The sequence below is a fragment of the Cellvibrio polysaccharolyticus genome, assembly GCF_015182315.1.
Taxonomy (GTDB): domain Bacteria; phylum Pseudomonadota; class Gammaproteobacteria; order Pseudomonadales; family Cellvibrionaceae; genus Cellvibrio; species Cellvibrio polysaccharolyticus.
Window position 1 is genome coordinate 962,668 of record NZ_PRDL01000001.1, and the last position, 12,905, is coordinate 975,572.

The window sequence follows — 12,905 nt, forward strand, 5'->3', positions numbered from 1 at the left end:
CTGTTTTTTGTTGAAAAAGTCATTAATGGGGAAGCATTATGTTGCGGGCTACTTATAAAATAATTCATGTGATCAATAATCTGGTTACAGAACATCGGTGTTTGTATTGGTGCAGGTTATTGTTAAGTTGCTTGGCGGTTTTGATGTCTTTTAGCGTCTGTGCTGCCACTCCTTCGGATCAGAATTTCGATGCGGAGTCTCCGCGTGTCATGACTGTCTCCGGCGAAACGATAACGGGTGCAACCTACACATTGGTGACGCCTGGTGGCGGAGCGGTTGTTACGTTGTTTGGCGACCCATACGTGTTCAGTATTACGCCTGACGTTAATGATAATGCTGTTGTATTTAACTCTGACGGAAATACCTTTATTCAAGGGCCTTTGGATGCAAGGATAACCTCGGCGGATGGTTCAGAATTTCGCATTGTGTCAATGGAGATTGACACTGGAGTTTTGAATGAGACATATAACTTGGGAGATCCAAACCTGATAATAAGAGGCTATCTGAATGGGGGGTTAGTAGCATCGGATACCATTGATACCCGTTCTTCGGACTCATCGGGTTCTGTGACTTACACAAAAAATGGGATTGCGAATTATTTTGGTGGTGTGCTGACGTTTAATTCCGATTGGCAATACATTGATGAGATTCGTTTTATCGGAACAAATAATACACTATATGTAATCGCAATAGATGAGCTTGATTTTGAACCTGGTGTACTGCCTGGGCCTTCTATCACCTCCGCCACCTATAACGGCACTACTGGTGTGATAGTGGTAACCGGTACTAATTTCACTGGAACAGGCGGTGCTAACAATGATGTGATCGCTAACAAATTTACCCTGACCGGTGAAGGCGGTGTTACCTATACGCTGACTAATACCTCCAATGTTGAAATTGGTTCTGTCACTACTTTTTCGCTGACCCTCAGTGAGACTGATAGAGTGGCGATCAATCAAATTGTCAACAAAAATGGCATCAGCTCTACCGGCGGAACTACCTATAATCTGGCTGGTGCCGCTGGTTTTATGGCTGATTCGGCGGCAACAGCCGACCTTGCGGGTAATGGCATTACAGTTTCCAGTGTTCCGGTTCCTACAGTTACCTCTGCTACTTATGATGCCAATACAGGGGTATTGGTAGTAACCGGTACTAACCTGAAGAAGCGCAATGGCGCAGCCAACGATATTGTTGCCAATAAGTTCACCCTGTTGGGGCAGGGCAACAGTACCCGTACCTTGACTGATACGGCCAATGTGGAGATTGGTTCCGACACCAGTTTTACCTTAACGCTTAGCCCAACAGATAAGGCTGCCGTTGCTTCTATTCTCAATAAAAATGGCACCAGTGCGCTTGATGCGACGACTTATAATTTAGCCGCTGCGGAAGATTGGGCGGCGGGTGCGGATGCAGTGGTAGCTGTTGCGGATACCACAGGCAATGGCATTACGGTGAGCGGTGTCAATGCTGCCCCGGTCATTACTAACCTTAACGGTGACAGTGTGGCGTGGCCGGATGTTGGTAATACAGTAACTCTGGACGCTGGTGGTAATGCGACGGTTACTGATATCGAGTTGGATGCCAGCAACTGGAATGGCGCCAGCCTGACGGTGCAGCGTGGCAATACCCCGCTTGTGTCGGATATATTCAGTTTTAACGAGTCCGGCTTTAGCGTTAGTGGCGGTAACCTGCAAACGGGTGGCTCAACTACCTTCGGTACTTTCACCAATGCTAACGGTGTGTTGGCAATCAGCTTTAATACTAATGCCACTAATACCCTGGTGCGCGATGTGGTTCGCGGTATCCAGTACCGTAACGACACACCTGCTGGCCATGCCACAATCCGTTTCACACTGAGCGATGGCAACTCGAGTGTCGCTGCCGACGTGAACGTGACCACCGATTTCATTTACGTTACCAGCGCTACCGATACAGCCACCATCAACCTGGCTAATGGCGTGAGCTTCAGTGAAGCAATTGCGATTGCCGCCGCACACCTCACCGGTAACCAGACTATTGTGATCGCTTCCAGTTTGGCAACTCAGACGGTATCGACCTCTGCTGCCAGCACGCTGAACGAGAATCTGACCCTGAACCTTAATTCCGCCAGCGGCGTGACCTTGAGTGGTGGATCACTGGCTATCGCGCCGGGCGTTACCTTGACTGTCACCAATGGTGCGACTGATACAACAACTTTTACGACCGCTCTGACTGGCCCGGGGTCGTTCACCAAACTGGGGACAGGCACCCTGGTGTTAAACGGTACCAGCACGACTTACACGGGTTCAGTTACTGTTGGTCAGGGCGTATTGACTGTCGCCCACAACAATGCGTTGGGTACCACTACCAATGGCGTGACGGTTAGCAGCGGTGCCAGTCTGCGTGTAGCTAATGGAATTACCATTACTGATGCACTGAATCTGAGTGGCGCTGGTGACAATGCGTCCGGAGCGCTCCAACTTGCCTCCGGTGCAGCCACAGTGAGCGGCAATATTAATTTGTCGTCAACCGTTGTCAGCATCAATTCGGCAGGAACACTCAGCCTGTCGGGTATCATCAGTGGCACCAATTTAGCCTCAACCGGCACTGGCAGCCTGATCCTGTCTGGCACTAATACCTATGGGAATACCACGGTATCCGCAGGTACGCTGTCTGTCGCCAATGATAATAATCTTGGTTTTACTCAAATCACGCTGGCCAGTGGCACTACGCTGGCGGTGACGGGTGCAACCACTATCGATAACGGCATTACGCTGACGGGTGCAGCGACCATCAGCAACACTGCCAATGTCACCATCGACGGTGTTATCAGCGGAGGTCACAACCTGACCAAGACAGGATCAGGTGTGCTGACGCTGGCAAGAGATAATACCTACGCAGCCACCAATGTTGATGCCGGTACCCTCAGTGTTTCAAGTGATAACAACCTCGGCTCTGGTGCTATCACTCTGGCAGCGGGTACAACGCTGGCGATTAACGGCGCAACTACCATCGATAACACAATTGCGCTGACGGGTGCAGCGACGATCAGTAGTACCGCTAATGCCACTATAGACGGCGTTATCAGCGGTGCGCATAACCTTACCAAGACTGGATCTGCCACATTGACCTTGGCGGCAAGCAATACTTATAGCGGTAACACTATCGTATCAGCAGGTGGATTGACCTTAACCGGCGGTTCATCTATTGGCGACGGCAATGCCGTATCAGTAGCCAGCGGAGCCACCTTAACCTTGGGCGGTGGTAGCGAAACTATAGGTTCACTTTTAGGTGCCGGAAATGTGGTATTGGGCTACAACCTTACAATGGGTGGTAATAACGCCAGTACAACTTTCTCTGGTGTCATTTCAGGTACAGGCAATGGCATTACCAAAATTGGGAGTGGTACATTCACATTATCTGGCAGCAATACCTATACGGGTAGTACCACTGTTAGTGCCGGTACTTTAGCGCTCAGTGGCGGAGCCGCAATTGATGATACCAGCGCTGTTACTGTTTCAAGTGGCGCCACTCTCTCCCTGAACGCAAGTGAGACTTTAGGGTCATTGGCCGGTGCAGGGATTGTTTCTTTAAATGGTTTCACTCTTTCATCCGGTGGTAATAACAGCAGCACAACTTTCTCCGGTGGACTTATCGGCAGTGGCGGCTTCGCAAAAACGGGTAGCGGTACTCTGACATTGTCGGGTAGCAACAGCAGTACCTTTACCGGCGACACTACCGCTTCCGGTGGCGGTACTTTAAGTGTGGCGAGTGATGATAATTTGGGATCGGGAACGCTCAGCATCAATAACAGTACGCTTGGCATTACCGGTGCCACCACTATTGATAACAGTATTGCCCTCACCAATGGCGCGACTATCAGTAACACCCCAGCAGTGACCTTATCGGGTGCGATTAGCGGTAGCGGTAGCCTCTCGAAAGCGGACAGTGGGGTGCTTTCATTATCTGGAACAAGTAACTATGGCGGCAGTACCACGGTATTGGCTGGTACTTTATCCGTAGCAGGTGCATTAAACGGCACTTCAGGGGTAGCTGTCAGCTCCGGTGCGACCCTTACTGGCTCGGGCAGCGTCACTAATCTGGTCGTCACTAATGGCGGAACACTGTCACCAGGTAATAGTCCGGGTGTGTTTACCGTGAATGGCAACTTGCAAATGAATTCGGGCAGCACTCTTGCTGTTGAAATCAATGGCGTAACCGCCGGTACTGAGTACGATCAAGTGATCGTTAACGGCACAGTGAGCCTTGCGGGTAATTTGGTAGCCAGTCATGGTTATTCGGCCGGGCAGGGCGATAGTTACACGATTATCGCCAACGATATGGCGGATGCCATTACCGGCACATTCAGTGGCTTGGCCGAAGGTGCGACCCTCACTGCCGGTGGTAACGGTACTGTGTTAACCGCCAGCTACACTGGTAGCACAGGCAATGACTTCACCCTGACTGCGCCGCTGAACGCCGCGCCCGTGATCGGCAACCTGAATGGCGACAGTGTCACGTTTATCGAAGACAGCCTCCTGGTACTTCTGGATGCAAATAGTGATGCAACAGTAACTGACAGCGACTCGACTGATTTCGATGGCGGCAATGTTACTGTCTCCATCATCAACAACCGGGTTAACACCGAGGATGTTCTTTCAATCCGGAATGAAGGTACGGCAGGGGGCCAAATTGGCACCTCCGGTTTGAATATCACTTACGGCGGGACTCTTATTGGTACACGCACAATCGATGGTGGTACCGAGAGCAACGATCTGGTTATTACCCTCAATAGTGCGGCTACCCCAGAAATTATTCAGGCGCTGGTTCGCAACCTGACCTACATCAACACCAATACCACTGAGCCTACCACCTACATTCGTAGCGTGGAGATAACGGTCAACGATGGCGATGGCGGCACCAGCAGCGGTGCGATTATTGATGTAGCTATTGTTGCTGTAAATGATGCTCCAACATTATCAACTACCGGTGCAACACCCACCTTCACTGAAGGTGGGTTGCCGGTAAGTTTATTCAGCGGAACCAGTGTAAGCACGGTGGAATCTGACCAGTTGATCATAATGCTTACAGTGACGGTAACTAACGTCACCGAGGGCAGTGATGAGGTCATACATTTCGATGGTAGTGATATTCCGTTGACCAATGGTTTTACGGATACATCATTGATTCATGGTGTTGACATCAGTGTTGCCGTAACAGGCTCAACAGCTACCTTGACACTTGTTCGGACGGCTGGCCTTTCATCTGCACAGACGTTGGTCGATGGAATGACTTATGCCAATCGCAGCATAAACCCGACGGTCGCAAATCGTGTGATTACCATTACGTCATTGCAAGATGATGGCGGCACTGCCAATGGCGGGGTGGATACCGCCATCCTCAATGCGTCAGCCACCGTTACCATTTCTGCGGTGAACAGTGTTCCTGTGGTTACAACTACCTCGGGAGTAACGGCGTTTACTGAAGGCAATAATGTTGTTTCTACGCCAGTGGTGATTGATGCCGGTATCACTGTCAGTGATGATGACAACGCCACGCTGGCGTCAGCTACTGTAAGCATTACCGCTAACTTCCAGGCCGCTGAAGATGTGCTGGCCTTCACCAACGACAGCAGCACCATGGGCAATATCAGTGCAAGTTACGATGCGGCTACCGGTGTTCTCACCTTAACGTCCAGTGACGTCACCGCGACGCTTGCTGAATGGGAAATTGCGCTCGCGGCGGTGACTTACACCAACAGCTCGGAAACACCTTCGGAAGCAACTCGTGAAATAAGCTTTGTGGTGAATGATGGCGTAGATTCAAGTGTTGCCAGCACCAAAGAAGTCAGTGTTACAGCGGTTAACGATACGCCCATTATCTCCGGTAACCCTCCGGTCTCCGTCAATCAGGATGCTGCTTACAGCTTCACGCCTGGCGTAACCGATGTGGATTCGGTGGTGTTCGTGTTCAGCATTATTAACCAACCGTCATGGGCTACATTTGATCCGGCCACCGGCACATTGAGCGGCACACCGGGTAATGCGGATGTTGGCACTACTACCGGCATCATCATCGCTGTGAGTGATGGCACAACCTCAACCAGCTTGCCTGCGTTTAACCTGACTGTTGCTAACGTCAATGACGCACCAGTCATCAGTGGTACTCCGCTCACCAGTGTTAATCAGGACGTGCTTTACAGTTTCACGCCAACGGCAAGCGATATTGATGTCGGTGATGTACTGACTTTCAGTATTAACAAAACCCCCAGTTGGGCGGCTTTTGATCCTGCCACCGGTACCCTGACTGGCACACCCGTCAAAGCGGATGTCGGTGTAACGACCAGCATCGTCATCAGCGTCTCCGATGGTACTTTGTCGGCATCACTGCCAGCTTTCAATCTGGAAGTGGTCAATGTCAACGAAGCTCCGGTCATCAGTGGCACCCCGGCCACCAGCGTCAATCAGGATGTGGTTTACAGCTTTATTCCGACGGTTTCCGACCCGGATGGCGATACGCTGACGTTCAACATCACCAACAAACCCTCATGGGCTGCGTTTGATGCTGCCACCGGCACCTTGACTGGCACACCCGTCAAAGCGGATGCTGGCACTACGGCCGGTATTGTGATCACCGTAACGGATACGGGAGGGCTGTCTGCATCACTGCCAGCCTTCAACCTCACCGTTGTTGCCGACGCCAACCGTGCCCCGGTGATCAGCGGCACCCCGTCAACCACGATTGAGCCGGGTAACGCCTACAACTTTACCCCGACGGCCTCCGATCCGGACGGTGATACTCTGACCTTCAGTATCGTTAACAAACCCGCCTGGGCGGTGTTCAACACCACCACCGGTCGTTTGAGTGGTATTCCGGACACCACCGACAACGGGACTTACAGCAATATTGTCATCCGCGTATCCGATGGAACACTGACGGCCAGTCTGCCAGCATTCAGTCTTACCGTAGCTGCTGAGGATGTGGATACCGACACCCCGGTCGTCACCGCCCCTGCACCGGTCGTATTGAATGCTTCCGCGCTCTACACCCCGGTCACCCTGCGTCAGTTGCTGAAGCTGGATGCCGATGCAGATAGCGCAACCCTGCAGGCCGCCCTTGCAGCGCTGACCACCGGTGGTGGCGAAGCCTGTTGCACCACCTTGCCGGAAGGGTTGAATGACAATGCCGTAGTGTTGTTATCCCCCGGACGTCATGAGGTGGTATGGACAGCCACCGCCGCCAATGGCCAAACCGCTTCGGCAAAACAAACCGTGAATATCCGTCCGCTGGTCTCGTTTGCCAAAAACCAGCAAGCCCTGCGTGACAGCGTGGTGCGTGTGCGGATTCTGTTGAATGGTGTATCCCCGGTGTATCCGCTGGCGATACCGGTCACCATCGACACCGCCACCACGGCGGCCGACACGGAATACACCCTGCTGGAAACGGTAGCCATGTTCAATGATGCCGGTCAGACCGAAGCGCACATTGACGTACAGCTGCACGCCGGTGCCAACGGTGGCGACAGTGAACTGGTACTGGGCCTGGATGACCGCAGCAGCAACCCGGCGGTTATCACCGGTGACCTGTTCGACATCAACAGCGGTGCCGCCAACCGTCATGTCATCAGCCTGCGTGAGGGCAACATCGCACCGGAAGTCTCGTTGAGCCTGAATCAGGATGAGCGCAACACTATCCTGGTTGCCCGTACCGGAGGCAATGTCACCGTCACGGCGCAGGTCACTGACCTCAATGCAGGCGATACTCATAGCTTCGACTGGAGTGGTACCGACAACGTACTGGCGGATCTCGATGGTAGTGCGGCCAACAACACCCTGGTCTTCAACCCGGTAACCTTGAGCGGCCGTTACTTTGTACAGCTCACCGTCACCGATTCGGCGGGTGCCAGTGAAACCGCCGACCTCTACTTCCGTGTAGTCGAACAGCTGCCGGTACTCGACCCGAACCAGGACAGCAACGGCAATGGCATCGACGATGCGACCGAAGGTTTTGGCGATGCGAACGGCAATGGCATACCGGATTATCTGGACTCCATGCCGACCGACAACGTACTGCCGCAGGACATCAGCATCACCGGTGCTTACTTGCTCGAGTGCGAGCCAGGCGTGCTTTGCCGTATTGGTCGCTTTGCCCTGATGGGAGAAGGTGGTACCCAACTGCTCGACAGCGACCTTGACGGTCAGCCGGATCTGAAAGTTGACAGTGGTTACCGCCCTGTCGGTGGCATCTTCGACTTCGAAGTGCGCCACCTGCCGTTGGCCGGTCAGACCATTCAAATCGTGCTGCCACAGCAGGCGGCCATTCCGACAGATGCTATTTATCGAAAATACAGTGACGGTGCCTGGAAAGACTTCGTAACCAATGACAACAACCGGCTGCACTCTGCACCGGGCAACCCGGGCTTCTGTCCACCGCCGGGCGATGTGCAGTGGGAAGCTGGTCTGATAGCCGGATACCTGTGTGTGCAGTTGACGCTGGAAGATGGTGGCCCGAACGATGCGGACGGTCTGGTGAACAAGGCGATTGCCGACCCGGGCGTTGTCAGTGTTCGGGTGCAAACCGAACCGCCGGTTGACCCTGAACCGGAACCGCCAGTGAATCCTGAGCCCCCGGTAAAACCGGAACCGCCGGTCAATCCGCCGAAGGGTAAAAAGAGTGGTGGTGCGTTTGGTTTGATGGAAACGGGAGCGGCTTTGTTGCTGTTACTGCTGGCTCACAACCGCCGCCGGTCAGTCTCCAAAGCGCGAAACAACAACCGCTGATGCGTTAACTTCAAACGCGTTGATCCAATCTGAAGCCGACCTCCATTGAGGTCGGCTTTTTTATGCGTGAAGCTTCTCTCGCTTCCGCTTTCAGATCAGCGCGCTGGCGAGGTTGTGCGCTACTATTTCTATCTCGGGTAACGAAAAATACGTTCATGAAAGATCTGATCCGCCTGGCCATCATTATGGCCGCCCTGTTTGGCTTTACGTTTTTCCTGATCAATCTGACTGGCATTTTAACGTTGGATGACATTGAGGCGGCTCTGACCTACGTGAGCCAAATCCACCCGGTATGGGTGTTTTTGCTGGTGGCGGGTTTACTCTGGGTAGATTTATTACTCTCCATTCCCACCATGGCCGTCAGTCTGTTGGCCGGCTATTTTCTGGGCTGGTCACTGGCGGTTCCCGCGGTTTGTACCGGGTTGATGCTGGCGGGTGGTTCTGGTTACTGGCTGGGGCGGCGTTACGGGCTTCGGTTACTTTCACGCATTACGCCTGACCCGGTAAGGCTGGAGGCGATGACCGCGATATTCAGTCGCTACGGTATTGTGACCCTGATTGTGTGCCGCGCCCTGCCGATGTTGCCGGAAATCAGCTGCTGTCTGGCTGGCGCAACCCGCTTGCCCATCTCGCGTTTTCTGCCTGCGTACCTGATTGGTAGCGTGCCCTATGCCATTGTGGTCACTTACGCCGGGTCTATCAGTTCGGTAGATAACCCCTGGCCGGCGCTGATTATGGCGGCGGTGCTGTCCCTGGTGCTGTGGGGCGGCGGGGCGTTGTTGCTGTGGTACCGTCGGCATCGTTTGCGTAACCGGCCGGTTTACGCCGGCCCTGAACCCAAACCCTGAATCTCGGGAAATACACCGCCGTCAATAACGGTAAACGCAATTGGGATCAGCGATTGCCCCCGGCAGGGGCCACTGACACAAAGGCCGGATTCCGGCAGGAAAAGCGCACCGTGGGTTGCGCATTGAATCAACTCGCCGCTGGCATCCAGAAACTGATGCTCAAGCCACTCCAGGGAAATGCCCCGGTGCGGACAGCGATTTTGATAAAGATGAATAACGCCGTACTGGCGCACGGCGAAGATGGCGAGATGGTTGATGATGAACCCGCGACTTTCCCTGTCAGCCAGTTCATGCTCATAAAATAATGGCGTATTCACGTTGTTCAGGAGCGCGCCGGCGCTGCCAGCACCACGGATTGTTTCAGCGATTTTCCCTGCCGCACAATATGCAGCGTTACTTTATCGCCCGCTTTGTGTTTCTCCAGCGCACTCATCAAGCTGTCGTTGGTGGGCGTCGCCTGTTTGCCGATACCGACAATCACATCACCCAGAATAATTTGCCCCCATGAGTTGCGCTGGGCGCCCTCCAGCCCGGCATTGGCAGCGGGAGAATTGGGTTCCACGCGTAAAATCGGGATACCTTGAATACCGCGTTGATGCGCCCAATGTTCCGGTGCCAGTGCAACGCCAATCACCGGACGAACAATGCGGCCATGGGTAATCAGCTCGGGCACCACCTCTTTCACGGTATTCACCGGAATGGCAAAACCGATGCCGGCACTGGCGCCGCTGGGGCTGTAAATCATGGTATTTACGCCAATCAGCTCACCGCGGGAATTCAGTAGTGGCCCGCCGGAATTACCGGGATTGATCGCCGCATCGGTTTGAATCACATTGGATATTTTGCGCTTGTTGGGTGACTCGATTTCGCGCCCCAGCGCGCTGACGACACCGGTGGTGAGCGTTGCATCCAGGCCAAACGGATTACCAATCGCCAGCACCTTGCGGCCCACTGACAACTGTGAGGAATCGCCAAGCGGCAAGGGCGTTAACACACTGGCCGGTGCGTTAATTTTCAATACCGCGATATCGCGTTCGGGAGCGCGCCCCACCACTTCAGCAGGCCAGGTGCTTTGATTCTGCAAGGTAATTTGAATTTGGCCAGCGTTTTCGATGACATGGTAATTGGTAACGATGTAGCCATCACGGTTCCACACAAAGCCGGTGCCCGAACCGCGGGGCACAGTCATCAGGTCAAGCGAGCGGGGGTTACGAACAACTTGTTGATTGGTTACAAAAACCACACTGGGGCGGGATTTTTCAAAAATCTGGATGGTGTTGCGCTCGTCATCCGTTGCAAAATCATTGGCAGCGGCTTTTTGAATGGTAAATATTCCTACAATGGCCAAAACGATAAATGACCAGATACGCATAGCATCCTCCATCAATTGCAGAGCTGACACATGCGCTTGAACTATCGGCAGTCAATCAGTGAGGGAGAAAGCGCATCGCAGAGTTCAAAAACCGCCTGCAGGGCGCAGGCGGGATAACAGGTTTTAATTACAAGCCGCGTTTCAGCGCTTCAATACGAACATCCAGTGGCGGGTGGCTGGAAAACAATTTGCCCATGGTTTGCTTGAAGCCACCGCTGATACCAAACGCTTTCATACCATCGGGCATCGGGCTTTCCACGCCGGCATTCACTTCAGCTTGCAAGCGTTGCAGTGCGCGGATCATCGAGCCGCGATCAGCCAGTGTGGCACCGGCGTGGTCAGCACGGAATTCGCGGTAGCGGGAGAAGGCCATAACAATCATCGACGCCAGAATACCCAGCACCATTTGCGCAATAAACGTGGTGATCATAAAGCCGATGCCGTGACCGTTTTCATTTTTCAGAATGACCCGGTCAACGATGTGGCCAATGATGCGGGAGAAGAACATAACGAAGGTGTTAACCACGCCCTGAATCAAGCTCAGGGTAATCATATCGCCGTTGGCCACGTGGCCAATTTCGTGGGCCATTACCGCGCGCACTTCATCGCGTTCAAAGCGTTGCAGCATCCCCAGGCTTACGGCAACCAGCGCGGCATTGCGGTTCCAGCCGGTGGCGAAAGCATTGGCTTCCTGCGCCGGAAAAATACCGATTTCCGGGGTTTTGATACCGGCCTTTTGTGACAGCTCTTCTACCATGCTGACCAGCCACTGCTCGTCGGCGTTGCGCGGGCGCTCAATGATTTGTACACCCATGGTTTTTTTGGCAATAAATTTGGACAGCAGCAACGAAATCAGCGAGCCGCTGAAACCGAAAACCGCACAGAAAATCAACAGGGATTGCAGGTTCAGACCACCGGAGGCGTCCAGATAATTGCCCACGCCAAAAATGCTGAGCACAATGCTGGCAACAGCAATAACGGCGATGTTGGTCAATAGAAATAGGCCAATACGTAACACAATAATTCTCCTGCAAGGATCAATAGGGTTGTCCATAGACAACGGCAGGAGGAAATATGCGTACTCAACGGCATAATTTCAATGGAAAAACCGAACAGATGGTAAAAAATAACCGGAATTGAATAAAAAGCAGACGTTTGGCGGTAGTAGAAAGAAAAATGGCCACCCTTTTCGGGGTGGCCCAAGCAACCGTGGTTAGCCAAGAGTCGTAGACTCTCAAGGAGAAGATCCGGTAATCCGCTTGCAGGAAGATTACCTTCACATCGACTGCATCACCGGAGAAGAAGTTCAGCAGCTGATAGAAATAGTAATAGTTATCATTTGCAGGTGCAAGTGCTTTTTTATCTTAAATCGTAAATATTTTCAATTTGGCGCATTTCGCTTTTTTGTAGTTATTTAAGCCCTGAATTTCCGGGCTTCTTCAGTAAAAAGGAAATAAAGCGCGCTTTTAATATTTGTAATAAAACTTGCAAGCCGAGCGCTGAAGGGCAGTTATCGCCGCTTCAGCGCTCAGGCTTCGTAGAGATTTTCCTGGCCCGCTTCGGTCACCAGTTCTTCTTTGAGGCCCGGTGGCAAATCATTCCAATGCACGTCCATCAATGCACCTTGCAGGGCATACAACATGACTTTGGAAACATTGATATCCCGGGCTTTGATTTTTCGGTAGGCTTCCACCGCACCGGTGCGACGTAATTCATCGCAGGTGTTGATGCCAACGGCGTGAAGAATATTAACGGACGCCATGCCCAGATTTTTTAATTGAAGTAACTCGCTATGACTGATTGTCATGAGATGCACGCTCCGGTTTATTATTACTTTTATTGTTTGAGTGGCAGGAGTAAATCTCCATTTACTGCCATCGGCCATATTACATACTTCCGGCAGGAGCGCAAATTTTTCAGGGCACA

General features: G+C 52.7%; 6 protein-coding genes. 2 read left to right on the plus strand and 4 right to left on the minus strand.

All coding sequences use genetic code 11. From position 1 onward, the window contains the following. Positions 1-566: 566 nt before the first annotated feature. Both C4F51_RS04125 and C4F51_RS04130 read left to right on the plus strand, forming a co-directional pair. Positions 567-8,759 (plus strand): autotransporter-associated beta strand repeat-containing protein, encoded by an 8,193-nt coding sequence (locus tag C4F51_RS04125; protein WP_193907415.1) that lies wholly within the window; start codon positions 567-569, stop codon positions 8,757-8,759. 155 nt (positions 8,760-8,914) lie between these two features. Beyond that, complete coding sequence (locus C4F51_RS04130) at positions 8,915-9,607, plus strand: TVP38/TMEM64 family protein (RefSeq protein WP_193907417.1); 693 nt, start codon at positions 8,915-8,917, stop codon at positions 9,605-9,607. Here the strand turns inward: C4F51_RS04130 and C4F51_RS04135 are convergent. The 4 genes from C4F51_RS04135 to C4F51_RS04150 all read right to left on the minus strand — a co-directional run bounded on the left by C4F51_RS04135 (position 9,580) and on the right by C4F51_RS04150 (position 12,786). Then, positions 9,580-9,924, minus strand: coding sequence for a Rieske (2Fe-2S) protein (locus tag C4F51_RS04135; RefSeq protein WP_193907419.1), 345 nt, complete (start codon positions 9,922-9,924; stop codon positions 9,580-9,582). The genes C4F51_RS04130 and C4F51_RS04135 overlap by 28 nt on opposite strands. Positions 9,925-9,929: 5 nt before the next feature. After that, entirely contained in the window at positions 9,930-10,979 is a 1,050-nt protein-coding gene (locus C4F51_RS04140) for a S1C family serine protease (RefSeq protein WP_193907421.1), read from the minus strand. A 127-nt stretch (positions 10,980-11,106) separates the two neighbouring features. Beyond that, positions 11,107-11,997 carry a protease HtpX gene (gene htpX, locus C4F51_RS04145; protein WP_193907423.1) on the minus strand — a complete coding sequence of 297 codons (891 nt, stop codon included), beginning with the start codon at positions 11,995-11,997 and terminating at the stop codon, positions 11,107-11,109. Between the two features lie 510 nt (positions 11,998-12,507). Beyond that, positions 12,508-12,786, minus strand: a complete 279-nt coding sequence (locus C4F51_RS04150) for a TfoX/Sxy family protein (protein WP_193907425.1) — start codon at positions 12,784-12,786, stop codon at positions 12,508-12,510. Positions 12,787-12,905: the final 119 nt, after the last annotated feature.